The organism is Pseudomonas sp. ZT5P21 (assembly GCF_054897785.1).
The window spans coordinates 4,007,670-4,031,804 of sequence record NZ_CM142705.1 but is presented as its reverse complement, the minus strand read 5'-3'; the positions used below and the strand labels follow the sequence as shown (position 1 = coordinate 4,031,804).

At 57.3% G+C, this 24,135-nt stretch carries 24 protein-coding genes, 1 tRNA gene and 1 pseudogene; 13 read left to right on the top strand and 13 right to left on the bottom strand.

All coding sequences use genetic code 11. The features are described 5' to 3' along the window. Positions 1-2,145 (top strand): 3-hydroxyacyl-CoA dehydrogenase NAD-binding domain-containing protein, encoded by a 2,145-nt coding sequence (locus ACYZT9_RS18680; protein ID WP_462006853.1) that lies wholly within the window; start codon positions 1-3, stop codon positions 2,143-2,145. A gap of 95 nt (positions 2,146-2,240) precedes the next feature. Beyond that, positions 2,241-2,963: an amidotransferase gene (locus ACYZT9_RS18675; protein WP_462006852.1), complete on the top strand. Its 723-nt coding sequence runs from the start codon at positions 2,241-2,243 to the stop codon at positions 2,961-2,963. A 111-nt stretch (positions 2,964-3,074) separates the two neighbouring features. On the opposite strand, the gene ACYZT9_RS18670 is transcribed toward ACYZT9_RS18675, so the two are convergent. From ACYZT9_RS18670 to ACYZT9_RS18660, 3 genes are all read right to left on the bottom strand, one after another. Next, the gene (locus ACYZT9_RS18670) at positions 3,075-4,046 is read right to left on the bottom strand and encodes a magnesium and cobalt transport protein CorA (protein WP_462006851.1); all 972 of its coding nucleotides are present in this window, start codon (positions 4,044-4,046) and stop codon (positions 3,075-3,077) included. 158 nt (positions 4,047-4,204) lie between these two features. Then, positions 4,205-4,927 carry a 1-acylglycerol-3-phosphate O-acyltransferase gene (locus tag ACYZT9_RS18665; protein ID WP_462006850.1) on the bottom strand — a complete coding sequence of 241 codons (723 nt, stop codon included), beginning with the start codon at positions 4,925-4,927 and terminating at the stop codon, positions 4,205-4,207. A gap of 212 nt (positions 4,928-5,139) precedes the next feature. Next, positions 5,140-5,829, bottom strand: a complete 690-nt coding sequence (locus ACYZT9_RS18660) for a crotonase/enoyl-CoA hydratase family protein (protein WP_462006849.1) — start codon at positions 5,827-5,829, stop codon at positions 5,140-5,142. 307 nt (positions 5,830-6,136) lie between these two features. Between ACYZT9_RS18660 and ACYZT9_RS18655 the strand changes: the two genes are divergently transcribed. The 8 genes from ACYZT9_RS18655 to ACYZT9_RS18620 all read left to right on the top strand — a co-directional run bounded on the left by ACYZT9_RS18655 (position 6,137) and on the right by ACYZT9_RS18620 (position 9,168). Continuing rightward, positions 6,137-6,226 (top strand) — tRNA-Ser (locus ACYZT9_RS18655). 141 nt (positions 6,227-6,367) lie between these two features. Then, a complete protein-coding gene (locus ACYZT9_RS18650; RefSeq protein ID WP_462006848.1) occupies positions 6,368-6,550 on the top strand; it encodes a hypothetical protein in 183 nt (60 codons plus the stop codon). 24 nt (positions 6,551-6,574) lie between these two features. Then, a complete protein-coding gene (locus ACYZT9_RS18645; RefSeq protein ID WP_462006847.1) occupies positions 6,575-6,895 on the top strand; it encodes a YbjQ family protein in 321 nt (106 codons plus the stop codon). A gap of 179 nt (positions 6,896-7,074) precedes the next feature. Continuing rightward, positions 7,075-7,263, top strand: a complete 189-nt coding sequence (locus tag ACYZT9_RS18640) for a hypothetical protein (protein WP_462006846.1) — start codon at positions 7,075-7,077, stop codon at positions 7,261-7,263. Positions 7,264-7,563: 300 nt separating this feature from the next. After that, a complete protein-coding gene (locus ACYZT9_RS18635; RefSeq protein WP_017337435.1) occupies positions 7,564-7,935 on the top strand; it encodes a hypothetical protein in 372 nt (123 codons plus the stop codon). 188 nt (positions 7,936-8,123) lie between these two features. Further along, complete coding sequence (locus ACYZT9_RS18630; protein ID WP_462006845.1) at positions 8,124-8,552, top strand: glycine zipper domain-containing protein; 429 nt, start codon at positions 8,124-8,126, stop codon at positions 8,550-8,552. 127 nt (positions 8,553-8,679) lie between these two features. Further along, complete coding sequence (locus tag ACYZT9_RS18625) at positions 8,680-8,868, top strand: hypothetical protein (protein ID WP_462006844.1); 189 nt, start codon at positions 8,680-8,682, stop codon at positions 8,866-8,868. Between the two features lie 105 nt (positions 8,869-8,973). Further along, on the top strand, positions 8,974-9,168 hold the full coding sequence (locus tag ACYZT9_RS18620; protein WP_462006843.1) for a hypothetical protein: 195 nt from the start codon (positions 8,974-8,976) through the stop codon (positions 9,166-9,168). A gap of 27 nt (positions 9,169-9,195) precedes the next feature. Here ACYZT9_RS18620 and ACYZT9_RS18615 read toward each other — a convergent pair whose 3' ends face one another. The 4 genes from ACYZT9_RS18615 to ACYZT9_RS18600 all read right to left on the bottom strand — a co-directional run bounded on the left by ACYZT9_RS18615 (position 9,196) and on the right by ACYZT9_RS18600 (position 15,403). Then, on the bottom strand, positions 9,196-9,612 hold the full coding sequence (locus tag ACYZT9_RS18615; protein WP_462006842.1) for a hypothetical protein: 417 nt from the start codon (positions 9,610-9,612) through the stop codon (positions 9,196-9,198). Continuing rightward, entirely contained in the window at positions 9,609-10,010 is a 402-nt protein-coding gene (locus tag ACYZT9_RS18610; protein ID WP_462006841.1) for a hypothetical protein, read from the bottom strand. Before ACYZT9_RS18610 ends, ACYZT9_RS18615 begins: the two co-directional genes overlap by 4 nt. Positions 10,011-10,121: 111 nt before the next feature. Next, entirely contained in the window at positions 10,122-10,535 is a 414-nt protein-coding gene (locus ACYZT9_RS18605) for a hypothetical protein (protein WP_462006840.1), read from the bottom strand. Next, the gene (locus tag ACYZT9_RS18600; protein WP_462006839.1) at positions 10,532-15,403 is read right to left on the bottom strand and encodes an RHS repeat-associated core domain-containing protein; all 4,872 of its coding nucleotides are present in this window, start codon (positions 15,401-15,403) and stop codon (positions 10,532-10,534) included. The genes ACYZT9_RS18605 and ACYZT9_RS18600 overlap by 4 nt, the downstream gene beginning before the upstream one ends. A 262-nt stretch (positions 15,404-15,665) precedes the next feature. On the opposite strand from ACYZT9_RS18600, the gene ACYZT9_RS18595 reads away from it, so the two are divergent. Next, a complete protein-coding gene (locus ACYZT9_RS18595) occupies positions 15,666-16,361 on the top strand; it encodes an HAD-IA family hydrolase (RefSeq protein WP_462006838.1) in 696 nt (231 codons plus the stop codon). A 120-nt stretch (positions 16,362-16,481) separates the two neighbouring features. Here the strand turns inward: ACYZT9_RS18595 and ACYZT9_RS18590 are convergent, their stop codons facing one another. Next, the gene (locus tag ACYZT9_RS18590; RefSeq protein ID WP_462006837.1) at positions 16,482-17,228 is read right to left on the bottom strand and encodes a 3-oxoacyl-ACP reductase family protein; all 747 of its coding nucleotides are present in this window, start codon (positions 17,226-17,228) and stop codon (positions 16,482-16,484) included. A gap of 125 nt (positions 17,229-17,353) precedes the next feature. On the opposite strand from ACYZT9_RS18590, the gene ACYZT9_RS18585 reads away from it, so the two are divergent. Next, positions 17,354-18,277, top strand: coding sequence for a LysR family transcriptional regulator (locus ACYZT9_RS18585; RefSeq protein ID WP_462006836.1), 924 nt, complete (start codon positions 17,354-17,356; stop codon positions 18,275-18,277). Between the two features lie 130 nt (positions 18,278-18,407). Here ACYZT9_RS18585 and ACYZT9_RS18580 read toward each other — a convergent pair whose 3' ends face one another. Continuing rightward, positions 18,408-19,148: a phosphoadenylyl-sulfate reductase gene (locus ACYZT9_RS18580; protein WP_462006835.1), complete on the bottom strand. Its 741-nt coding sequence runs from the start codon at positions 19,146-19,148 to the stop codon at positions 18,408-18,410. Positions 19,149-19,321: 173 nt separating this feature from the next. Here ACYZT9_RS18580 and thrH point away from each other — a divergent pair, with 173 nt between their 5' ends. After that, positions 19,322-19,939: a bifunctional phosphoserine phosphatase/homoserine phosphotransferase ThrH gene (gene thrH, locus ACYZT9_RS18575; protein ID WP_462006834.1), complete on the top strand. Its 618-nt coding sequence runs from the start codon at positions 19,322-19,324 to the stop codon at positions 19,937-19,939. Positions 19,940-19,950: 11 nt separating this feature from the next. On the opposite strand, the pseudogene ACYZT9_RS18570 reads toward thrH, so the two are convergent. The 4 genes and pseudogenes from ACYZT9_RS18570 to rloB form a co-directional block, all read right to left on the bottom strand. Next, positions 19,951-20,028: pseudogene (locus ACYZT9_RS18570) on the bottom strand (outer membrane lipoprotein carrier protein LolA); the annotation flags it as partial. A gap of 30 nt (positions 20,029-20,058) precedes the next feature. Beyond that, positions 20,059-21,396: an aminodeoxychorismate synthase component I gene (pabB, locus tag ACYZT9_RS18565; RefSeq protein ID WP_462006833.1), complete on the bottom strand. Its 1,338-nt coding sequence runs from the start codon at positions 21,394-21,396 to the stop codon at positions 20,059-20,061. A gap of 216 nt (positions 21,397-21,612) precedes the next feature. Then, a complete protein-coding gene (locus ACYZT9_RS18560) occupies positions 21,613-22,599 on the bottom strand; it encodes an alpha-L-glutamate ligase-like protein (protein WP_462006832.1) in 987 nt (328 codons plus the stop codon). After that, positions 22,599-24,134: an osmotic stress tolerance membrane protein RloB gene (gene rloB, locus ACYZT9_RS18555; protein ID WP_462006831.1), complete on the bottom strand. Its 1,536-nt coding sequence runs from the start codon at positions 24,132-24,134 to the stop codon at positions 22,599-22,601. Before rloB ends, ACYZT9_RS18560 begins: the two co-directional genes overlap by 1 nt. Position 24,135 lies beyond the last annotated feature (1 nt).

Sequence of the window (24,135 nt, the reverse complement as noted above, 5' to 3'; positions counted from 1 at the left end):
ATGACCGAAGTGATTCGTTACGAAAAAGGGCAGGACCAGATCGTCGTCCTGACCATCGACATGCCAGGCCAGAGCGCCAACACCATGAACGCGGTCTACCGCGAGGCCATGGCTGCTTGCGTTGCCCGTTTGGTGGCTGAAAAAGAAAGCATCGCCGGAGTCATCATCACCTCGGCCAAGAAAACGTTCTTCGCCGGTGGCGACTTGAATGAATTGATCAAGGTCGGCAAGCCTGAAGCCAAAGCGTTCTACGACATGGTGCTGACGCTGAAGGGCCAATTGCGCACGCTGGAAACTCTAGGCAAACCGGTGGTCGCCGCGATCAACGGCGCGGCACTGGGTGGTGGCTGGGAAATCTGCCTGGCATGCCATCACCGCGTGGCGCTGGACACTTCATCGGTGCAGCTCGGTTTGCCCGAAGTCACTCTCGGCCTGCTGCCGGGCGGTGGCGGGGTGGTGCGCATGGTGCGCATGCTCGGCCTGGAAAAAGCCTTGCCGTATCTGCTTGAAGGCAAGAAGATCCGCCCGCAGCAAGCATTGCAGGCGGGTTTGATCGATGAGCTGGCAGCCAATACCGAGGAGCTCCTGACCAAAGCTCGGGCCTGGATCATCGCCAATCCAGCGGCTGTACAGCGCTGGGACGTGAAGGGCTATCAGATTCCAGGCGGTACGCCATCGAATCCAAAAGTCGCGCAAATGCTGGCGATAGCGCCGTCGATTCTGCGCACTAAAACCCAGGGCTGCATGCCCGCGCCGGAGAAAGTCCTTTGCGCCGCGGTTGAAGGTGCGCAGGTGGATTTCGACACCGCGCACCTGATCGAAACCCGTTACTTCACCGAGCTGACCATCGGCCAGATCTCGAAAAACCTGATTGGCACCTTCTGGTTCCAGCTCAACGAGATCAATGCGGGTGGCTCACGACCTCAAGGGTTTGCACCTTACGTGACGCGTCGTGTGGGTGTGTTGGGCGCAGGGATGATGGGCGCCGGCATCACCTTTGTCAGCGCATCGGCGGGCATCGAAGTGGTGCTCAAGGATATCAACCTCGCGGCAGCGGAGAAGGGTAAGGCTCATTCAGCGGCGTTGCTGGACAAGAAAGTCGCTCGCGGACAGGTGAGCGCCGAGCAGCGCGATGCGGTGCTCGCGCGGATAAAAGTCACTGAGCATGACGCCGATCTGGCCGGTTGCGACCTGATCATTGAAGCCGTGTTCGAAGACCGCGAACTGAAAGCCAAGGTCTCTTCCGCCGCGCAACACGTCGCTGGCCCGGACGCCTTGATCGCTTCCAACACCTCGACCTTGCCAATCACCGGGCTCGCCACCGCTGTACCGGATCAGAGCAAATTCATCGGCCTGCATTTCTTCAGCCCCGTGGAAAAAATGCCCTTGGTGGAAATCATCAAAGGTGCCCGCACCAGCGACGAAACCCTGGCCCGCGGTTTTGATTTCGTCCTGCAAATCAACAAAACCCCAATTGTGGTCAACGACAGCCGCGGCTTCTTCACTTCGCGAGTGTTCGGCACGTTTACCAACGAAGGCATTGCCATGCTCGGCGAAGGCGTGAGCGCAGCGATGATCGAGACTGAAGCCCGCAAGGCCGGTATGCCCATCGGGCCTCTGGCGATCTCTGACGAAGTTTCCCTCAGCCTCATGAACCATATCCGCCAGCAAACCGCCAAAGACCTGCAAGCAGAAGGGAAACCGCCGAAAGAGCACCCCGCGTTTGCCGTGATTGACTTGCTGCTCAACGAGTACAAGCGTCCGGGCAAAGCCGCTGGAGGTGGTTTCTACGAGTACCCGGCCGGTGGCCAGAAGCATTTGTGGCCGCAGCTGAAAACCCGCTTCGAGAAAGCCGACGGGCAGATTTCGCCAAAGGATGTGCGTGATCGCCTGCTGTTCGTACAAGCCCTCGAAACCGTACGCTGCGTGGAGGAGGGCGTGCTGACCTCGACGGCAGACGCCAACGTCGGGTCGATCTTTGGTATCGGTTTTGCGGCCTGGACCGGCGGCGCGCTGCAATTCATCAACCAGTACGGCGTGAAAGACTTCATCGCCCGCGCGCAATACCTGGCCGAACAGTACGGCGAACGGTTTGCGCCGCCGGCGTTGCTGCTGCAAAAAGCCGCCAGAGAGGAGGCGTTTTAAGGGACCGATGACGCACGCCGGGGCTTGCCTAGTCACCCTGTTTCGAGGCAGGCTCTGAGGTGTGCATTATTCCCGTCATGTGTCAGGTATTTTTTATGTCGTTACGCATCTGCATTCTGGAAACCGACATCCTGCGTCCGGAACTGGTCGATCAATATCAGGGTTACGGGCAGATGTTCCAGCGTCTGTTTTCCCAGCAACCCATCGCGGCCGAGTTCACCGTCTACAACGTGATGCAGGGCGAATACCCGAGCGATGATGAAACCTTTGACGCCTATCTCGTCACCGGCAGCAAGGCCGATTCCTTTGGCACCGACCCGTGGATTGAAACCCTCAGGGCTTACCTGCTGACCCGTTATGAGCGCGGCGATAAACTGCTGGGCGTGTGCTTCGGCCATCAGTTGCTGGCGTTGCTGCTGGGCGGCAAAAGCGAGCGCGCAACTCAGGGCTGGGGCGTCGGCACGCACAGCTACAAACTGGCGGCCAAGGCGCCGTGGATGAGCCCGTTGCGTGAAGAATTGACGTTGTTGATCAGTCACCAGGACCAGGTGACATCGCTACCGGAAAACGCCACGGTCATCGCCTCCAGCGAATTCTGTCCGTTTGCCGCGTACCACATCAACGATCAGGTGCTGTGCTTCCAGGGGCATCCGGAGTTCATTCACGATTATTCGCGGGCGTTGCTGGATATTCGACAGGAAGTGTTGGGCCAGCAGATTTATTCGAAAGGTATGGCTAGCCTTGAGCATGAACATCACGGCACCACCGTCGCGGAATGGATGATGCGGTTTGTGGCGCATAAACCTCAGACGGTTTAAAGCAAAAGCTTCGTCGGAACGCCATCCGGAGCAAGCCCGCTACCACCTTTGAAATGCGTTCAAATGTGGGAGCGGGCTTGCTCGCGAATTTCATAGGCGACTCGGTGGTGGCTACAGCCACCCCGACCTCTTGAAACTCGTCCACAAACCCACGCAGCCCACCGCAATAAACCCCAATACCCCGAAATACCCGTAATGCCAGGTCAGCTCAGGCATGTTCTCGAAATTCATCCCGTAAACACCGGCCACCGCCGTCGGGAACGCCAGAATCGCCGCCCACGCCGCAAACTTGCGCTGCACCACGCTCTGCCGTGATGCCTCCAGCAACACTCCGATTTCAATGGTCTGACTGGCGATATCCGCAAGGGTCGACAGGTCTTCCATCTGCCGTGTCACGTGGATCTGCACGTCGCGAAAATACGGGCGCATATTCTTGTCGATGAACGGAAATTTGAGCTTTTGCAACTCCTCGCTGATCTCCACCATCGGCGCCGCGTAACGGCGTAAACGCACGACGTCGCGGCGCAGGCCATGGAGCTTCTGGATGTCATGCTCATTCAGGGCACTACACAACACGTTGCGCTCCAGCTCATCGATTTCGGCATGGATGGCTTCGCCCACCGGTTGATAATTTTCAATCACGAAGTCGAGGAGGGCGTACAGAACGAAATCTTCCCCGTGCTCCAACAGCAGCGGACGCGCCTCACACCGTTGTCGGACGTAGGCGTAGGACGCCGAATGCCCATTGCGCGCGGTGATGATGTAACCGTTGCCAGCGAAGATGTGGGTTTCGATGAACTGCAGCTTGCCGTGTTCGCGTATCGGCGAATACGTGACGATAAACAACGCATCGCCGAAGGTTTCGAGCTTCGGACGGCTGTGTTTTTCCAATGCGTCTTCAATGGCCAGTTCGTGCAGGTTGAACTGGCGTTGCAGGTTGAACAACTCCTGAGCATCCGGCTCTTCGAGGCCGATCCAGACGAAGTGGTCAGGCTTGGCAGCCCAGGCAGCGCCTTCGTCGAGGGTGATATTGGTGACTTTCTTCCCGGCGCTGTAAACCGCAGCAGCAACAACTCTACCCATGATGTTGGTTCACTTCTTATTAGCAGGTGTTCGTTAGCAAAAACGTACAGGCAGTGCTCAGCTTAGCCTTGTCTGCTGCTTGAGAGTCAGTGAAATCTGCAGAGTTCGAAGGCAAAAGCTCGCAGACTAAAGAAAACACGCACAGGGCAGGTTTCGTTTCACGCGGCTTGCAGTTGCCGATCCATCGAGGCGATGCACTCGCGCATCTGCTCGCGGCACTGGGCGATCAGCAGGGGCATGTCGTCCAGGCTCAGTCCAGCCGTAGGAATTGCCGGCAGCGAACGGATCAGAATTTTCCCACTGCGCCAGCGGTTCAATCGCATGTGTTTAACGTAACTGCTGACACACACCGGGACGATCGGCACGCCGGCCGCGATTGCCATCTGGAACGCGCCTTTCTTGAAGGGCAGCAGTTCTTCACCGAGGTTGCGCGTGCCTTCCGGGAATACCCAGATCGAAGTGTCTTCATGCTGCAAGGTGTGGGTCGTGGTCAGCATGGAATGGCGCGCCTTGTGTGCATTGCCACGGTCAATCAATACATTGCCGGCCAGCCAGAACAACTGACCGAACAGCGGCACCCACTTCAGGCTCTTCTTGCCGATGCACACGGTGCGGCGAGGCACTACGTTGCCGAACACAAACAGGTCGTAGTTGGACTGGTGGTTGGCAATGATCACGCAGCTGTCAGGCTTGTCCATCAACGGACCGACTTCTGCCTTCACCCGCAAACGCAAAATACACATTGCCGGCCACGCATACAGGCGCGCGCACAAACGGCTGTTGTCCGGGTTGAACGGCCGACACAGACCCAGGATCACCCCCAGCACACCGGCCAGGATAAAGTGCAAGCCCATCAGGAACATACGAAACACGAACAGCATCTTCAGGCCCCACCGGGAAAAAGGTGGCGCAGTGTACGTATGTGCACTGTTTTCGGCAATTGCCGCTAAAGAGGCAGGAAATGGCCGATGTTTGAACGCATGTTTCCGACTTGTTGGTCAGACTTGTTTTAGAGCGGTTGCAGGCTTCTCAACATCCCGTGTACGAAAAAACCCGACACGACGGTCGGGCTTTCGTGGGAGCGCGCGGGGCTTTAACCCAAATGTTCCTGATCCAGGATGATCGCGTTATCCAGCGTTTCCAGCAGTGCCTTGCGCACTTTCAGCTTTGTGTTCTTGTGTGCGGTCATATTGATTTTTTTCAGTTGCCGAGCCGCCGCCAGTGCTGCGCCTTGCAACTCTTCGGCCGATACCACCACGTCGAGGAAGCCCGCGTCCACGGCACTCTGCGGATTGAACATCTCGCCATTGATCACCGAACGGTGGAACGCCGATTTCCGCAGACGGTCACGCGCGATCTCAATACCGGCGTGGTGCATGGTCATGCCAATCTGCACTTCGTTCAGGCCAATGCTGAACGGGCCGTCGACACCAATTCGATAATCCGCCGACAACAACAGGAACGCACCCTTGGCCACCGCATGCCCCGGGCACGCAACGATCACCGGGAACGGGTGCGACAGCAGGCGACGGGCCAGGGTCGAACCGGCCGTTACCAGCGCCACGGCTTCTTTAGGGCCGGCTGTCATCACCTTCAAGTCATAACCGCCCGACAGAATCCCGGGTGTACCGGTAATGATCACCACTGCACGATCAGTCACCGCCTGATCCAGCGCAGCATTAAATGCAGCAATCACGTCCGGGGAGATGGCATTGACCTTGCCGTTGCTTAAGGTCAGGGTCGCGATACCGTCTTCGAGGTGGTAGGAAATCAACTCACTCATGACGCTATTCCTTGTATGAAAGTTGAGGCAGACGTTACTCACCGCTGCAGGCCAGGTAAAGCGCCGTGACTGACCCGCCAGTCACACTTTTCCCGTCGGACAAGCCTGTCCAACCACGCCAGCCGTGCATGGCCTTCTATAGATAAGAGGGCGCAAAGCCGAAGATTGGCAGCTTTGCCATGCCCCGAAACCCGCAGAACGTCTAAATCGCTAACCGCATGAAAATTCTGCAAAAAAAATTTGCCATCAGAAAAGCTTTCGACTACATTAGCGCGCCTCGACAGACAGAACATGTTTGGCGAGATACGGTGAAGTGTCCGAGTGGCTTAAGGAGCACGCCTGGAAAGTGTGTATACAAGAAATTGTATCGAGAGTTCGAATCTCTCCTTCACCGCCAAATTCGATGTAACCAGAACCCCTGATTTCGAGAGAAGTCAGGGGTTTTGTGGTTTCTGGGATCTGGTCAACGGTTGGCGTCAGTCACGCACCACCCTCATAATCCCGGAATGGACACAGGCACGTTATGCAGGAATTCACCATGAAGCAGGCCGAACTGGAAAAGGTTCATGTGGAGATCGTCAAGCTGATAGCCGAACAGCGCAAGCTGAACGCTGAGGCCGGTAAGATGACTCGCGAGACTTTCTGGTATCCGGTGGCTGTTGCGACCGGGTTGATTGGTACGGTGGCCACCGTCACGACTCTGTTGGTCAAACTCTTTTAAGAAGGCCATGAAAAAAGGAAAATCATGATTACCACCACGACCCACGCCATCGAAGGCCGACACATCACCGCCTACCTGGACATTGTCAGCGCGGAGTCGGTGCAGGGCGTCAACGTAATTCGGGACCTGTTCGCCGGGGTGCGGGACTTTTTCGGCGGGCGCTCTCAGACATTGGAGCGTGCGTTGAAGGAGGCGCGGATTCAGGCAACCGATGAGATCAAGGAACGGGCGCGAGCGCTTCAGGCCGATGCGGTGGTGGGGCTCGATTATGAGATCAGCATGCCAGCCGGGAAGGGCGGGATGGTGGTGGTTTTTGTCACCGGGACGGCCGTTAAACTGAGGTGAGTCCGGTGGAAATTGACGTGTTGGTTTTTAGGGCGCAGTGGAAGCCATTCGTCGGGCATTGATAATCTGAATTACAAGTCCGGTAATGACCGGCTAGTCTCAAAAGCTTGGTGGTCGATATGTTTCAGGCAAATAGGGCTTGCCGGTGTCGATCCCGTATTTGAGAGGGGTGAAAAAAGATGGCTGATCCGTATATCGAAGACGACGGGGCTGAGTTTCCGATCAACAATTGTGTGCAGTGTGGCCAGACAGATTATGTTTCGGGTTTTGGTGACGACAAGGTCAAGCTCGGCAAGATGAAAACCATGGTGCGCCAAGGGCCAAAGGCGAAATTTATGCCCAAGGTCGCGGCACCGGTCAGGAAGTAATCAATCTCCCATACACCCCGTCATCAAACGGGGTTTTTTATGCCCGGACGATTTCTGCGGGGGCGGTTTTTTTTTCACAAAGTTTTCACAAGGTCCTACGTAATCTCAACTCATCCGTTAGAAAGCAACACCTGGCCCGTCTCCCCAGCGGGCTTTTTTTTGTCTGTCATAAAACCTTTTCCATAAACGTTGTCCAATCGTCGCCGCTGGTGAGGTTGGGTTGTGCGTCTGCACTTTCTCGCCGCTAAGGCATTCAATCTTGGCCCTTTTTGATTTCCCCCTATTTTTGAGGTTTTTGTCATGCGTTTAACACTGCCCGCCCTGGTTCTGGGGCTTTTGGTTGCTCAAGGTGCAATGGCTGCTGGCGATGGCACGGCAGCGCTGGGCGGTGGTCTGGGTGGCGCGCTGGGTAACGTCGTCGGCCAAAGCATGGGCGGCAGCACCGGCGCAGCGATTGGTGCCGGTGTAGCGGGCGCAGCCGGCAGTGCTGTGGCAGCACGTAAAGGCAGCCGCACCAAAGCGGCGATCGGCGGCGGTGTAGGGGCAGCTGGTGGCTCGGTGATCGGCAACAGCCTGGGCGGCAAGACCGGTTCCACCATCGGTGCTGGTTTGGGCGGTGCATTGGGCGGTGGCGTTGGCAGCAACCTGGCCAAGGGTCACAAGCGTCACTGATCCTGAGGATCAGCTCAAAAGCCCGGCTTGACGCCGGGCTTTTTGTATCTGCCTGTTTCTCCTGCGCTGGTTTCGAGTCTTTAGCGGTCCAACGCTTAACGCTGGCCGGATTCAGTGGGGGTAGATGCTAGACTCCGCCCATCCGCAGCGCGTTCTATCCTTCCGATGCGGAATTAGAGGTTCATATCATGCGTTTGACATTGTCCACGTTGGTTCTGGGACTTTTGGTCGCTCAAGGTGCAATGGCCGCCGGTGATGGTACCGCCGCAGTTGGCGGTGGTATTGGCGGCGCACTGGGTAACGTTGTCGGCCAGCAAATGGGCGGCAGCACAGGTGCAGCCATTGGCGCAGGTGTGGGGGGCGCGGCTGGCAGTGCGGTTGGCGCGCCTAAAGGCAGCCGAACCGAAGCCGCCATCGGCGGTGGTTTGGGCTCGGCGGGTGGCTCGGTGATTGGTAACAGCCTAGGTGGCTCGACCGGTTCCACTATCGGTGCAGGCCTGGGCGGTGCTGCGGGCGGTGCGGTGGGCAATAATCTGGGCACCGACAGCGGCAGTTCCCATTCCGGCAGTGGGCACAAACATAAGCATAAAAATAAGCACAAAAACAAACATCACTAATACGATATCGAATAACGCAAAAACCCGGCATCGAGCCGGGTTTTTTGTATCTGTCGGCACGCTTTCGGAACGTTTGAGCGCAGGCTGCCTCGAACTTCATACAGACCTGAATGTTTAGAGGTATGCCATGACACCTGAAACCGAAGGCAAGGAAGAAAAAGGCCCGAGCGGACTGCCGTTTATCAATGATCCGGGGAATGAAGACCCGGGGTCGCTGATGGATGATGCGACTGTGCCGCTTAATGACGCCGATGACGCAGGAGATGTGGGACAGACAGAGTTTGAAGACGAGGATGTGGATGAGGACGAGCAATAGCTGGGGCTTCTGACCACTGCTACCGATCGTCTCCTTGATCGAACTGTTCCCGTGAGGGTGTCATCGAAATTTCAGGACCTGTTCGGGTCCATTGAAAGGTGCGTTATGGACGCTGACCCGAAAGACTCCGACTTTGATGACACCCCTGAATACCCACTGCCGTCGCCTACCGATTCGCTGAGTCGTGACCAGCTGCCGCCGGATGATGAGGAGGGCGTGGAGCAGATGCCTGGCGCTGATGAAGAGATCACTGACACTGACGTTGAGGCGCTCCCCGATGACCCGGACATTGCTGTTTGATTATTGTCACCTTTCATCACTCCCCATTTAATGCTGCGTTTTTTTAGTATGCGATTTGAGCGACTCTAACCACTCAAAGAAAAACGCCTTCTGGAAAGCGGGATCGTGAAGGATGTTTTGATCGTCATAGTCGAAGATATTGACGGTATCGTTTCTTGTCATCTGGGTGCCCATTTTATGTTCGTAAGCTATGATTCCCGAGGTCATCTGGGAGAGCATGGAGGAGGGGCGAACATTCAATTTGGCTCCTTTGCAAAGGAAGGAGATTTCAGGCGGATCTGTGATTATTTTTCCTAGGCATTCATATACGTCGCTAGCCTGGTATTCCTTTTTAAAGCCGCCTTCCAAAGAGATATGTATTAGAGGCGGATGTTCGTTGTAGGCTAGGACAGCCGTTTCTAATCGTTTTGCGTTTATTACAGATATTTTCCTGATGACCATCATTTTTCAAAGTCCATGAATGAATCAAGCCATCGGTCGTGAAACTGTCGTTGGTGCTGAATATTACTTGTGATGTTTTTATCGTCATAGTCGAAAATCCTAACTAAGTCTTCTGGTTCTGCTGGCCTTCCCATGTGCTGCTCATAGGCTACTAAGCCGGCAGACATCTGGAACGACATGCGAGAAGGGTAGACATTGAGTTTCGCTCCTTTGCAAAGAAACTTAATATGGGGGAAATCGGCTCGCAATAACCCGAAGCAGGTAAACATGTCGTGAGATTCGTAAGTTGCCCTTGGTCCATTTTTCGTCGTAAAAGTAATTTTTCCTCGTCTACGGTCAATTTCAATTAGTGTCTTTTGAATTTCTCTCTGATAGTAAATAGAAATCTCGATCAGTTTCATGACTTCCTCATTAACGTTAGTGGCCTAAAGTCGTCACCATGGAAAATGGGATCTCCTCAATTTCGATTGTTATGTCTGGACTAGTGCGCCAAAAAATATTTTTTATGAAGTCTAGAGATCCTCAATCTTTGGAGCTTTTTCTGACTTAATCCATTTCATAAAAAATGCTCGCTGGTCCTCCGGCTTGTTGGTGAGGTTGTCCTCCTCATAATCAAAAATATAAACCAAGTCCCCAAGCTCGGCAGCTTCACCTAGAACCAATTCATACGCTTTGAGACCAAGTGTCATTTGTGAGGACATGCTGGACGGATGAACATTTAACTTCGCCCCTTTGCAAAGGAACTGTAAGTCTGGGTTGTCTTTTCGAAGTTTTCCGAAGCATTGATAAAAATCGCTATCGCTATAGATTTTGTTTATCCCAGGTTGGGTCGTAAACGTGATGGATACCGCGCTGTTATCACAAATCAGCTGAACGGTTTGCTTTTTGCCTGCTTTAATTATTTTAATTTGAACGGTTGTTATCATTTTTTTGTTTTCCTGTTTGGATTAACGATCGAGTAGCCGAATTCTTTGCCGTTCTCGAGTATCAGTGTCGCGCCTAGTACGTCCTCGTTTTTTATTCGGCCCTTGATAGCTACTTCTTGTTCCCGATCAAATTCATACAAGCTGCCGAGCTCTTGTTTGAGGTCATATCCTGATATTTTATTTAGTGAATACAAATATCCCATTCTAGTATTAAAGCCGGTGGCGAAATTTCTGCCAACCTCTCTTGAAGGCGAGGTGCTTATATAGTTGCTCGGCGGATGACTGCTATCAATGGAATGAAGCAACAAGTCGTTGCTTTTGCCTTTACTCTTAAAGCCATTTTCAAATACATGGCCGGGATCAAGCTGGTCTCCCCGATATAAATAATCCGCTTCACTTTTAGGCTTAGGTTGGACGGGAACAACCTCATCAACCTTCACCTTCCCCGCAGGATCCTCAACCCTCTCAGCCCCCTTACACTTCCCTGGACCCGGACACTCACTCAACCCCAACGGATCAACCCACCCCGTCGGACTCCGCGTGTACTGATACGGGTTCAAGCCACCCGCCAACCCGCTCGGATCCGGTGTCAGATACCGTCCAACCTCCGGCTGGTAATACCGATGACGGTTGTAATGCATCCCGGTTTCCGGGTCGAAATACTGGCCCTGAAACCGCAACGGCTGGTCGAGGATCTGGTGGGTGTCGCGATTGAGGCGGGTGAGGCGGCCGTAGGCGGTGTATAGGGCGGCCCAGACGATGTCGCCGCTGTAGTCGGTGAGTTCCTGCGGTGTACCAAGATGGTCGAGTTGGTAGTAGAACGGACAGGCTTTGCGCGGGCCTTTGCCGTCGAGCATGGCCAGCGGGCGGAAGCTGCCCGGTTCGTAGACATAGCTGCGGTAATGCTCGCGGCTGCTTTCGGCGACGAGGTTGTCGCCCTGCCAAAAGAACTCGGTGGTTTTGCCATCGACGGTTTTGCTGATACGACGGCCAAAGGCATCGTAGCGGTAGGTTGCCTGGCTACCGCTGGGCAGGGTGGCACCGATCAGCCGATGCTGGCAGTCGTAACGGTACTCGGTGACGATTTTTTGCCCGGTACCGCGTCGCTCGCGTATCAAGTTGCCGAAGGCATCGTAGTCGTAATGTCGATCGCCCTGCGTCAGCAGACGATTGCCAAGAACCTTCGCTACGCCAGGGCGATCCTGCATCAGCAGATTTCCGGCCGGATCGTGAGCGAAGCTTTCCGGTTGCTGATCCCGGGAGTGACGGACGCGAATCAGGCGGTCGAGCGCGTCGTAGTGGTAACTGCGCTGGCCGTGGCGGGTGTCGGCGATGCTGTCGAGATTGCCATTGGCGCTGTAGGCATAATCGCGGCGATACAGCGTTTGCTGCTGTTGGCTCACGGCGTGGGCTTTCAGGCGCCCCTGGTCGTCGTACTGATAATCGCTGAGCAACAGACCCTGTCGGCGGCTTTGCTCGCGATTGGCAACGAAGGTGTGCGACGTCAGGCGGGCGCCATTAAGGTCAATGGCCGTCAGTGCGCCGCCCTTGGCATGGTGGTAATCGAGTTTGCTGGCGTCTGGCAGACGCAGATGATTGAGTTGTCCACAGGCATCGTAGCCATAGCGCAACGTGCCCCACCCTTGGTGTTCGGTGACTAGCCGGTCCTGCCGGTCGTACTCGAACTCCAGAGGGCGGTCGTGGCCGTCATCAACGCTGACCAACCGGCCAATGCTGTCATAGCGATACCCTACGTTGACGCCATCCGGCAGCGTCTTGACCAGCAACCGTCCAGTAGAATCACGTTGATAAGCGGTAATCAGTTTCGAGTCGTCATCACCGAACTCGGTTTTCTCCAGCAGATGACCGTTGAGGTCGTACGCATACGCCGTGCGGCGGCTATCGAATCCGGTTTCTTGTCGGATCAATCCATTGGGTGTGTAGTCCAGCTGATATTTTTCACCGGATTCGTTTTCGATCTCGGTCAGCAGTAACTGTGCGTTGTCGTAGCGATAAAGCAGTTGCGTGCCGTCGGGATTGATCCTGCGGCTGATCAGGTGCAGATCATCGGCGTATTCAAAACGGGTGATGCGGCCCAGCTCATCACGTTCGGCAACGATCTTGCCGTAGGCGTTGTAGCTGAAGGCGCGACTGGCGCCTGTAGGAAACGTCGTCTGGATCAATCGTCCGACGGCGTCCCATTCGTACCGGGTGATGTCACCGTGTTCGTCCTGACGGGTAGCCTGCCGGCCCAGCATGTCGTAGGAAAACCGCCGCTGACTGCCATCCGGCAAGGTCTCTTCGATCAACTGGCCCAAGGCATTCCGGACGAAGAGATGCCGACTGTTGTCCGGATAACGGATCGACAGCTGCCGACCTTTTCCGTCGTAGTGGCAGTGGGTGACATGACCGTCAGGATCGGTAGCTTCGGTGACGTCACCCTGTGCATTGCGCTGGTACTTCCACACCGATTCGCCGCGGTACCGCGCATGCAGGAAACCGTTGCGATACTCGTAGGACGTTGGCTCACCTTCGGATGGAATCAGGGCCGTCAGCCGTCCGACTTCGTCATAACGATATTCGGTCACTGCCCCGAGCGGATCCTGCTCGGTGATCAATCGGCCTTTATCGTCGTAGGCCCTGCGAGTTTCACCGCCCTCCGGATCGACCTTGCGCACCAGCCGCGCCCGGTCATCGTGCTCATAAACTTCTTCGCTGCCGTCAACGGTTTTTACCAACACGCTACCGTTGCCATCCCAGGCATACCGCGTGTCCATTTGCGAAAACGACGCCCAATGCCGGACGCATCGCGCAGCCTTCCCGGACCTTTCCCACTCCCAGAAGAAACTCGCGCCACCGGCCAGTTGCCGCTGCAAAATGACCTGCTGGTCGTCATAGTCGTAGCGTTCACTTTCGCCGGCTGCGTTGGTCGCTTCGATCAAGCGATGGCAGGCGTCGTAGCGGTAGGTAATCAGTGTCTGCTCGGTACGCCAGGCGTCTTCCAGCGTGTCGGCTGGATGAAAGCTCTGATAGTCGACAGCGGCGAGGTGTCGGCGGTCATAGCGCAATCGCAGTGAACGACCGGCGCCGTTGTCGAGGCGCATGATTCTGTCGGATCTGTCGCGCCTCACCGTCAGGCGGTTGCCATAGGCGTCGCTGATGGCCGTCAATCGTCCTGTCCGGAAGTGGTAAAAGCGCGTTGCTTCGCCGGCCAGCGCGAGGATCAGTTCTTCCGGCGCTTCCCCCAGGTAGATCGCCGCCCGCGACAGGCTGTTGTGAATGGCCGGTCGTTCGCTGTTGGGCAGCGGGAAAGTGAGGCAGCGGTTTTCGTGGTCGATCCAGCTGACGTTGTCGCCATCGATTTCGAGCCGATGCGCCAGGGAATGACTCCAGCCAAATCCGAGCCCGCCGTCGATTTCGACGGCACTGGTGCGATACACGCGGGTGAATTCGAAGGGCAACAGACCATCAAGCGAGCCATCGATCAGGGTCAGCAGTTCTTCGCCGGTGACCATCGACACCGGGCAGCCGTTGGTCGCGGTGTTGTCCGCTGAATCGACACTGTCGCCGTTTAGATTTTTCGCCGGGACAGAGGCATCATCGCGATGTTCCTGCCGGCTCAGGCGGGTACTGGCTTTGGACTTGTCGCGCGCAATCGCGAGCGGATTATTCACCTGTACCATCGCAGATTCAGCGGTGGTGATGTGCAACGGAACTGCCGGCGCGGGTGTAATCGGCGCATTCCGGGCGCTGACCATCAAAGGTTTAAGCGCGTCCGCGTGACGGGTAAGGTCAGCGCCCGCCGGAAGCCTGGCGAGTCGTAAACTCGCCCCCGCCAACCATTGTCGGGCTCGCTCGGAGTTGATCTTGCCCAGTACTTTGGCGCTCATGCCCACGCTCAGGCCGGCAGGACCCGTGAGGCGCACCAGCAGGAAACCGATCAGTATCTCTGTGCGAATTTCCGCCACCACCTCGGCGATATACTGCGGCGGCAACATGCGCAGCCAAGTGGTGAAGGCCGCGAGATGAATGAACATCAACGGCTCATCGCTCAACACCAGCAGCACATTGGCGATGGCGTCGGAGGAAGCGCTCAGCAACGTATCGAGTTCAAGCTCGGTCAGGTACTCAAGGAGTTTTTCGCTGTTGACTTGCAGGTCTGCCATCAGGGCAAATAACTGCTTCACGTCATCCCACAAACCGTGCAGCGATTTCTCGAAACCACGCCAATCGGCCCGTTGCAGCTGGCCATAGCGCTCAGTGAACCCCGCCTCGGAAAACTCCGCCCACAGGGGCTTGAACTCGGTCGTCCACTCGTTGCACAACCATCCTTCAAGTTCGCCGATCACGCTTTGATAAGAGGCGTAAAGCGCTTTGACGTGATCGGTGGAAACGTCGGGGAAAAAGGTGATGCGGTAACGGTGGCCACGCCAGCATTCAGGGATTTCGAGAATGCCGCTGGGGCCGATGACTTTGTGGACTGGCTCGCCGAATGTCGGGATGCCGTTGTCTTCGGTCAGGGGTTCGAGCATCACCGGCGTATCGCCGATCGGCACGAAACGCGCGGCTTCAAACATGTGCACCAAGGTCAACGGACCACTGGCCGGGCATGTAGCGAGTGTCGAACTGACGGGGGCGCGGGAATCCTTCGGTGCGCTCAAACGAACGTCGTTGCCGACCTTGAACACCTGCTCGACGTCCAGCGCCCAACCGGTCCAGAAGTTTTCCGCCCAGGCTTCGTAGTCGTTGAGGCAGAGGCGAAAATCCCCGAGCAGCGCTTCGACGTTCGGTTGCCCGGGGGGCATGGCGGCGACCACGAGCAGACCGATGGCGTTGTTCAAGGCCAAGACCTTGTCGGGGTTGAACATTTCGCAGTCCCTCGCGCGGATCGATTTGGATCGCGAGACTTTGCGGGGGATCAACAGGGAAAGAAGTCGGGAAAGGAGGCGTTTGGTGTAGGGCGAATCGCTAAATCATGGACAGCATCTCGGAACAGGTTCTGTCAGCGTCGGAATATTGCTCGTTGCTCTATGTCGACCGCGCTCGTTATGCTGCTGAACCCTTTAATCAAATCCGCGACTCAGTTGTACCTGGGTCGGTCCGGATGTCATTAAAAACGGATCAGATGCGATGAATGCACCGCTGAAGGAGTTCGGCCCGATCAAGGCCGTGATTTTCGATATGGACGGCTTGCTGCTCGACACCGAGGGCATTTACACCGAGGTCACGTCCATCATTGCCGGGCGCTATGGCCGGACCTTCGACTGGAGCGTCAAACAGAACATCATCGGCCGTGGCGCGGGCGATCTGGCGCGTTATGTGGTCGAGGCGCTGGAACTGCCGATCACCGCCGAAGAATTTCTGATGATCCGCGAGCCGCTGATGCGCGAGCGTTTTCCTGCAGCGTTGGCGATGCCCGGAGCAGAGGAACTGGTCCGGCACTTGAAGGCCAACAACATTCCGATTGCGGTGGGCACCAGTTCTTCGCGTCAATCGTTCGGCCAGAAAACCACCTTGCACCGTGACTGGTTTGCACTGTTCGACTTCATCGTGACGGCTGACGACCCGGAAGTTGGCGCGGCCAAACCGGCGCCGGATATCTTCCTCACGGCAGCACGACGCCTGGGTGTGGCGCCTGAGCATTGCCTGGTGTTCGAAGATTCGCCGTTCGGTGTCACGGCGGCGAAAGCGGCGGGAATGACGGCGATTGCGATCCCTGACGCAGCGATGGCTGACGAAAAATACGCACACGCCGATGGCATTCTTCGTACGCTCAAAGCGTTCACGCCCAGCGCTTGCGGTTTGCCCGCGCTTGAATGGGCTTAAAGGCGGAAATGTGGGAGCGGGCTTGCTCGCGAAGGCGGTGTTTCAGGCAACATTCATGTCGACTGAGACGAAGCCTTCGCGAGCAAGCCCGCTCCCACATTTTATATTGCGTTTAACCCATCAGGCGCCGAAACCGCCATCGATGGTCAGGCTTGCGCCGGTGATATAGCCGGCTTCCGGCCCTACCAAATAGGCGACGAAACTGGCGATTTCGTCCGCGGTACCGTAACGGCCCACCGCCATCAACGGGATCAGGCTCTCGGCGAAGTCACCGCTGGCCGGGTTCATGTCGGTATCGACCGGGCCGGGTTGCACGTTATTGATGGTGATGCCGCGTGGGCCGAGGTCGCGGGCCAGGCCTTTGGTCAGGCCGACCAGGGCCGCTTTGCTCATGGCGTACGGGCCACCACCGGCGAACGGCATGCGGTCGGCGTTAGTGCTGCCGATGTTGATGATGCGACCGCCTTCAGTCATGTGTTTCGCGGCGGCCTGGGTGGCGATGAACACGCTGCGTACGTTGATCGCCAGCGTCTGGTCGAAATCTTCGAGTTTGAAATCTTCCAGCGGGGCAATGGCCAGCACGCCCGCGTTGTTGACCAGGATGTCCAGGCGACCGAAGGCTTTGACGGTGGCGCTCACGGCGTTGCGAATGGCCTCGGCGTCGGCACTGTCAGCCTTGATGGCCAGCGCTTTACCGCCGTTACCGGTGATGGTGTTTTGCAGTTCTTCGGCTTTGCTCGTAGAGCTAACGTAAGTGAAGGCAACGGTTACGCCTTCAGCGGCCAAGCGTTTGACGATGGCGGCGCCGATGCCGCGAGACCCGCCTTGAATCAAAGCCACTTTGCCGCTGAGGTTCTGAGTAGTCATGTCGATCTCCAAAGTCCCGAGGCGAGATGCCTCGGTTGATGGAGCCTAGTATCGATTCCGGGTTACATGCTGAGTAGCCGGTCATTGCGATAGTCTGTGTAAACCATAAGTTTATAGTGGCGCCTATGGAAACCTTCAGCAGTATCGAATGCTTCGTGCGCAGTGCGGAAGTCGGCAGCTTTGCCGAAGCCGCGCGGCGACTGAGCCTGACGCCCGCAGCGGTGGGCAAGAGTGTGGCAAAACTTGAAGCGCGCCTCGGCGTGCGGCTGTTTCAGCGCAGCACCCGCAGCCTGAGGTTGACCGAAGCCGGTCAGCTGTTTCTCGGCGAAGTCAGTACCAGTCTGCTCACGATCCAGAACGCGGTGGCTAACCTCGCCAGCGCCGAAGGACGACCGGCCGGTACGCTGAAAGTCAGCATGGGCACGGTGTTTGGACGTTTGTATGTCGTGCCGTTGCTGGGCGAGTTTCTGCGGAGGTTTCCCGCGATCAACCCGGATTGGCATTTCGATAACCGACAGGTTGATCTGATCGCTCAGGGTTTCGATGCCGCGATAGGTGGGGGATTCGAGCTGCCGCAAGGCGTTGTGGCGCGCAAGCTGACGCCGGCCCATCGGGTATTGGTGGCTTCGGCCGACTATCTGGCGAGGCGTGAGGCGATCGTCGAGCCCGATGATCTCAAGCATCACGACGGCATCCTCATTCGGTCGCCGCAGACGGGTCGCGTGCGTTCCTGGCAGTTGACCAGTCGCACTCGGCAACACAGTCCTCTGACGCTCAAGGCGCGGATGACGATGAGCGATTCGGAAGCGGCCTGTGCAACCGCGACTCAGGGTTTGGGTATTGCGCTGGTGAGCATGCCGTTCGCCGTGGGGTATCTGGAGGAGGGGAGCTTGCAGCGAGTATTGCCCGAGTGGTACGTCGACGATGGCAACATTTCTATCTATTACGCGGAGCACAAATTGTTGCCGGGCAAGACCCGAGCGTTTGTGGATTTTGTTATCGAGCAGTTTGCGGAGCAGGGGCTAGGGTCGCGGTTCAGTGCGGTTTGAGTCGGGCTTGAGACCGAGTCGTGGCCATCGCGGGCAAGCCACGCTCCCACAGGTTCTGCGTCGTTTGTGGGAGCGTGGCTTGCCTGCGAAGAACGATAATGCGGTCTGACAGACAAATAGCGATCTGTTCTCAGGCTTTTGATTTGCTGATGATATTCCCCGCATGTAACCCGCATTCTTTCTGCGTTGCCTCTTCCCACCACCAACGACCTTCGCGCTCATGCTGGTTCGGCAGCACCGGGCGGGTACAGGGTTCGCAGCCAATGCTGATGAATCCGCGTTCGTGCAGGCTGTTGTACGGCAGTTCAAGCATGCGGATGTAACCCCAGATCTCTTCGCTGGTCATTTGCGCCAGCGGGTTGAATTTGTACAGGGTGCGTTCCGGCGTGGAGAAGGCCGTGTCGATTTCCACTACCGCGACGGCGCTGCGAGTGCCAGGGCTCTGGTCCCGACGCTGGCCGGTGGCCCAGGCGGTCACGCTTGAAAGCTTGCGGCGCAGCGGCTCGATCTTGCGGATGCCGCAGCATTCGCCATGGCCGTCCTTGTAGAAGCTGAACAGGCCTTTTTCCTTCACGAAGGGTTCAAGTTTCGTGTAGTCCGGCGACACCAGTTCGATATCGATCTTGTAGTGCTCGCGCACCTGATCGATGAAGCGGTACGTCTCGGGGTGCAGTCTGCCCGTGTCGAGGCTGAATACTTTGACGTTCTTGTTCAGCTTCCAGGCCATGTCCACCAGCACCACGTCTTCGGCGCCACTGAAAGATATCCACAGGTCATCGCCGAATTCGGCAAATGCGAGTTTCAGGATGTCCTGGGCGGATTTGTTGGCATAGGTCGTGGCGAGTTCCACGACATCGAACGATGGGCTCATCAGGGCGGCTTCCTACAGGTCGGTGGCGCTGGGCGCTCTATATGGACCTGATGGTAACAAAATCCTGCAGGGGCTGGCGCGTCCTCCGCGTTGCGCAGGCCCGCCCGAGTCGCTAGAGTTCGGCAGTCCTTTTGCTCGCTCGACTCAATAATCAATACAAATGGGAGTGTCTTGTGGAAATTGCCTGTCTGGATCTGGAAGGTGTGCTGGTCCCGGAAATCTGGATCGCCTTCGCCGAAAAAACCGGGATCGAATCCCTCAGGGCTACCACTCGGGATATTCCCGATTACGACGTACTGATGAAGCAGCGCCTGCGGATTCTCGACGAGCATGGCCTGAAACTCACCGACATCCAGGAAGTGATCGCCACGCTCAAGCCGCTGGACGGCGCCATCGAGTTCGTCAGCTGGTTGCGTGAGCGCTTTCAGGTGGTCATTCTGTCGGACACGTTTTACGAGTTCTCCCAGCCGCTGATGCGCCAATTGGGCTTCCCGACCTTGCTCTGTCATCGCCTGATTACCGACGATGCCGGGCAGGTGACGAGCTATCAGTTGCGTCAGAAAGATCCGAAGCGTCAGTCGGTACTGGCGTTCAAGAGCCTGTATTACCGGGTGATTGCGGCGGGGGATTCGTACAACGACACTACAATGTTGGGCGAGGCGGATGCGGGGATTCTGTTTCATGCGCCGGATAATGTGATTCACGAGTTTCCGCAATTCCCGGCGGTGCACAGTTTCGAGGAGCTGAAGCAGGAGTTCATCAAGGCCTCGAATCGGGCTCTAAGCCTGTAAACTCAATTCTCTGTAGGAGCGAGCTTGCTCGCGAAAAACTCGAGAGCCCCGCGGGGTGTCTGGTTTTTTCGTTCATCGTTGACGACCATCGCGAGCAATCGAGCGTCGACCGGCTGCTCCTACAGGTTTTGCAGCGTATCCAGCAGCACCTTCACCTTGGTAATCGACTCCTGATACTCCGCCTGCCACTCGGAGTCCGCGACAATCCCGCCGCCGCCCCAGCAACACACCTGCCCATCTTTGACCAGCAAACTGCGAATGGCGATTGAACTGTCCATCTCGCCGCGCACATCCAGATAGAGCAACGAGCCGCAATACAATCCACGTCGGGTCGGCTCCAGCTCATCAATGATCTGCATCGCGCGAATTTTCGGTGCGCCGGTAATCGAGCCACCCGGGAAGCTGCCGGCAATCAGGTCCAGGGCGTCACGGTCATCCGCCAGTTCGCCGGTCACGCTGCTCACCAGGTGATGCACGTTCGGATAACTTTCCAGGCTGAACAACTCCGGCACCCGCACCGAGCCGATGCGGCATGTACGGCCGAGGTCATTGCGCAGCAGATCGACGATCATCAGGTTTTCCGCGCGGTCCTTGGGGCTGGCCAGCAGTTCGGCAGCGTTCGTCGCGTCTTCGGCGGCGGTCAGGCCGCGAGGGCGGGTGCCTTTGATCGGGCGGGTTTCAACAAAGCTGTCGCTGACTTTGACGAAACGCTCCGGCGACAGGCTCAACACCGCGCCACCGTCGGGCAGGCTTTGGAAACCGGAGAACGGCGTCGGACACGCCGCGCGCAACGCGCAGTACGCCGCCCACGGATCACCTTGGCACTCGGCGCGAAAGCGCTGGGCAAAATTGACCTGATAGCAGTCGCCCGCCTGGATGTACTGCTGAATGCGCTCCAGTGCCCGGCGATATTCATCAGCGCTCAGGTCGGCACTCATCGGCGCTTTCAACTTGAACGATTCGATTGCTTCAGCCACGGGATGACTGAACAGCGCGATCAGGCGCAGACGTTCGCTGTCGATCAGTGACGGGTGGAACACCAACTGACTGGTCATCCGCTGGTGATCACTGATCAGCGCCCAGTCATACAAACCGAAACGCGCATCGGGTAAGTGCAGGTCGTCCTGCGCCTGACTCGGCAGGTGTTCCAGATGCCGTCCGAAGTCGTAGCTCAGGTAACCGATCAGGCCGCCAGCGAAGGGCAGTTCATAAGGAACGTCGGCTTTACCGAGTCGTGTCAGGTTGTCGCGCAGGCGTTGCAGGAAATCGCTGCCGCTTTCGTCAGGCAGTACCGCCTGTTGCTCCAGTGGCCAGGCGCTGAGCAGGTCAAAGCGACCGCGCTCGGCACTCGGCCGGCCGCTGTCGAGCAGCACGGCACCGGGGGCATGACGAATCGCCGCGAAGTACTCGGCGGGGTTGGCGCGATAGGGCAGCGGATGTACGGTACAGGTCAACATGGGCGGGGCAGATCAGCCATTGAGGCGGGGTGGCGATTGTAGTCCCCTCGGGGAATTGCTCCTAGAGGGGATGTCGGGGATTGGCAGGTTGGGGGCAACTGGTGAGAGACCTGTGGCGAGGGGATTTATCCCCGTTGGGCTGCGCAGCGGCCCCAGAGCGGCCCAAAAATCAGGCCTGCTGCGCAGTCCAACGGGGATAAATCCCCTTGCCACAGATCAGCCCTCAACCGCAGGAATATGCCCGAACATCTCCTGAACAAACTCAACCCGCTCCTGCACCGTCTCGGTCATCCCGCGACCCTTCAGCTCCTCCAGCCGCGCCTCGACCGCGTGGGTACGCAACGTCAGGCCGCAATCATTAGCAATCTGGATGTTCAACCCCGGCCGGGCGTTCAGCTCGAGAATCAGCGGCCCTTTCTCCTGGTCCAGCACCATGTCGACACCGATGTAACCCAGTCCGCACAGCTCATAGCACCCGGCGGCGAGTTTCATGAAGCCATCCCAGTAGGGCAGTTGTACACCGTCCACCGCGTTGGTGGTGTCGGGGTGTTTGGTGATGATGTTGTTCAGCCAGGTACCGCGCAGGGTCAGGCCGGTGGCGAGGTCGACACCGACGCCGATGGCGCCCTGGTGCAGGTTGGCCTTGCCGCCGGACTGGCGCGTCGGCAGGCGCAACATTGCCATCACCGGATAGCCCATCAGCACGATGATGCGAATGTCCGGCACGCCTTCGTAGCTGATGCTTTTGAAAATCTGGTCCGGGGTCACGCGGTATTCGATCAGGGCGCGGTCACGGTGACCGCCCAGTGAATACAGGCCGGTGAGAATGCTGGAAATCTGATGTTCGATTTCCTCGTGGCTGATGATCTTGCCGGACACGGTTCGATAACGGCCCTCGAAGCGGTCGGCGATCACCAGAATGCCATCGCCACCCGCGCCCTGCGCCGGTTTGACCACAAAGTCATTGCGCCCGCCGATAATCGCGTCGAGGTTGTCGATCTCTTTCTCGGTGGAGATCACGCCATACAGTTCCGGCACGTGAATGCCGGCGACAATGGCGCGTTCCTTGGTGATGATCTTGTCATCGACGATCGGGTACAGGCTGCGCTTGTTGTACTTGAGCACGTAGTCCGCGTTGCGCCGATTGATCCCCATGATGCCCCGGGCTTCCAGGGCCTTCCAGGTTTTCCAGAAGCCGAACATCAGGCGTCAGCCTTCTTCAGGAACGCCTTGAAACGGATCAGTTCGGTCAGGCGGTATCCGCGATAGCGACCCATTGCCAGCATGAAGCCCACCAGGATCAGCAGGATCGCCGGGAAGGTGAACACGAAGTACACCAGTTCCGGCACGCTCATGATCAGGTGCGCCAGGGCGGCGGCGAACAATGTGCCGATCGCCACTTTCATCGCATGCCCGGAACCGCGTTCTTCCCAGGTAATCGAAAGGCGTTCGATCGTCATGGTCAGAATCACCATCGGGAACAGCGCCACAGACAACCCGCGTTCCAGGCCGAGCTTATGGCTGAGCAGACTGATCGTCGCGATCAGCACCACCACAAAGGTCAGCACCACCGACAGTCTTGGCAACATTTGCAGTTTCAGGTGTTCAAGGTACGAGCGAAGCGACAGGCCCAGCGCGGTGATGATGGTAAACAGCATGATGCCGAAGCCGAGCTGGGTTTCGCGGAAGGCGAGGGCGATCAGCACCGGGGTAAAGGTGCCGAGCGTCTGCAAGCCGATCAGGTTACGCAGGATCAGGATCACCAGCACGCCGATCGGGATCATCACCATGATCATGAAGGTCTGCTGTGTTTGCAGCGGCAAGCCGTACAGCGAGTATTCGAGGAAATTGGCGTCGGTGTTTTCGTCGGTCAGTTTGGCCAGGCGTATGGCGTTCATTTCACTGTTGTTCAGGCTGAACGTCACGTTGGCTTTCTTGCCGCCATCGACGGTGATCAGGTTTTCCTCACCGGTCCACCACAGCAGACGGTCGGTCGGCAGGCCTTGCTCGCCGGTTTCCGGGTTGAAATACAGCCAGTCTGCGCCGTTGAAGCTGCGTAGCCAGAGTTCAGGTGTTTGCGGCTGGTCGGCGACCAGACGGATGGTGTGCACTTTTTCCACTGGCACGTGGGCGATGGACAGCACCAATTCGACGATCCTGGCTTTATGGCCGATGGACGGATCGCCGGCAAGCAACAGTTTTACGTTTTCGTCATTGAGGTTGTTGACCCGCTTGATCGCTTCGCCAATGAAGGTTTCGACGTCGGCCGAGTGCTGGCGAATCGGTGCAAGCAGGGCTTCGGCGGCGACTTTCTCTGCGCCCTCTACGGCGATGCTGTCGCGGAACGTCGGGCCTTTGACCTTGGATTTTTCGCCGGTGTAACGCTTGGTCAGCACCAGACGGTAATAAAGGGTCTGATTGCCCTTGGCTCGGCGCGCCGACCAGGTGACCTTGCGGTTACCGTCGACACGGTTCACGGCCACGCCGTAATTATTGGAGATGAAACTTTCATTGAGGCTGACGTAGTCGCGGCTCAGCGGCGGCACGAACATCTGGATCTTGACTGGATCCTTGGCGCTGGCGACGAACTCGACCTTGGCGTCGATGTTCCACAAGTCGTCGGTGGCGTCTTCGGTCACCGGAATGCCGAGCACGAAGATCTGATAGGCCGTGACTGAAATGCCCAGTATCACCAGGACGGCGATCAGCATTTTCAGATGGAGGGTAAGAGAGCGCATT

Coding starts and splice junctions, on each gene's coding strand:
- ACYZT9_RS18680 (WP_462006853.1), top strand. CDS start 1: ATGACCGAAGTGATTCGTTACGAAAAAGGGCAGGACCAGATCGTCGTC.
- ACYZT9_RS18675 (WP_462006852.1), top strand. CDS start 2,241: ATGTCGTTACGCATCTGCATTCTGGAAACCGACATCCTGCGTCCGGAA.
- ACYZT9_RS18670 (WP_462006851.1), bottom strand. CDS start 4,046: ATGGGTAGAGTTGTTGCTGCTGCGGTTTACAGCGCCGGGAAGAAAGTC.
- ACYZT9_RS18665 (WP_462006850.1), bottom strand. CDS start 4,927: ATGCTGTTCGTGTTTCGTATGTTCCTGATGGGCTTGCACTTTATCCTG.
- ACYZT9_RS18660 (WP_462006849.1), bottom strand. CDS start 5,829: ATGAGTGAGTTGATTTCCTACCACCTCGAAGACGGTATCGCGACCCTG.
- ACYZT9_RS18650 (WP_462006848.1), top strand. CDS start 6,368: ATGAAGCAGGCCGAACTGGAAAAGGTTCATGTGGAGATCGTCAAGCTG.
- ACYZT9_RS18645 (WP_462006847.1), top strand. CDS start 6,575: ATGATTACCACCACGACCCACGCCATCGAAGGCCGACACATCACCGCC.
- ACYZT9_RS18640 (WP_462006846.1), top strand. CDS start 7,075: ATGGCTGATCCGTATATCGAAGACGACGGGGCTGAGTTTCCGATCAAC.
- ACYZT9_RS18635 (WP_017337435.1), top strand. CDS start 7,564: ATGCGTTTAACACTGCCCGCCCTGGTTCTGGGGCTTTTGGTTGCTCAA.
- ACYZT9_RS18630 (WP_462006845.1), top strand. CDS start 8,124: ATGCGTTTGACATTGTCCACGTTGGTTCTGGGACTTTTGGTCGCTCAA.
- ACYZT9_RS18625 (WP_462006844.1), top strand. CDS start 8,680: ATGACACCTGAAACCGAAGGCAAGGAAGAAAAAGGCCCGAGCGGACTG.
- ACYZT9_RS18620 (WP_462006843.1), top strand. CDS start 8,974: ATGGACGCTGACCCGAAAGACTCCGACTTTGATGACACCCCTGAATAC.
- ACYZT9_RS18615 (WP_462006842.1), bottom strand. CDS start 9,612: ATGATGGTCATCAGGAAAATATCTGTAATAAACGCAAAACGATTAGAA.
- ACYZT9_RS18610 (WP_462006841.1), bottom strand. CDS start 10,010: ATGAAACTGATCGAGATTTCTATTTACTATCAGAGAGAAATTCAAAAG.
- ACYZT9_RS18605 (WP_462006840.1), bottom strand. CDS start 10,535: ATGATAACAACCGTTCAAATTAAAATAATTAAAGCAGGCAAAAAGCAA.
- ACYZT9_RS18600 (WP_462006839.1), bottom strand. CDS start 15,403: ATGTTCAACCCCGACAAGGTCTTGGCCTTGAACAACGCCATCGGTCTG.
- ACYZT9_RS18595 (WP_462006838.1), top strand. CDS start 15,666: ATGAATGCACCGCTGAAGGAGTTCGGCCCGATCAAGGCCGTGATTTTC.
- ACYZT9_RS18590 (WP_462006837.1), bottom strand. CDS start 17,228: ATGACTACTCAGAACCTCAGCGGCAAAGTGGCTTTGATTCAAGGCGGG.
- ACYZT9_RS18585 (WP_462006836.1), top strand. CDS start 17,354: ATGGAAACCTTCAGCAGTATCGAATGCTTCGTGCGCAGTGCGGAAGTC.
- ACYZT9_RS18580 (WP_462006835.1), bottom strand. CDS start 19,148: ATGAGCCCATCGTTCGATGTCGTGGAACTCGCCACGACCTATGCCAAC.
- pabB (WP_462006833.1), bottom strand. CDS start 21,396: ATGTTGACCTGTACCGTACATCCGCTGCCCTATCGCGCCAACCCCGCC.
- ACYZT9_RS18560 (WP_462006832.1), bottom strand. CDS start 22,599: ATGTTCGGCTTCTGGAAAACCTGGAAGGCCCTGGAAGCCCGGGGCATC.
- rloB (WP_462006831.1), bottom strand. CDS start 24,134: ATGCGCTCTCTTACCCTCCATCTGAAAATGCTGATCGCCGTCCTGGTG.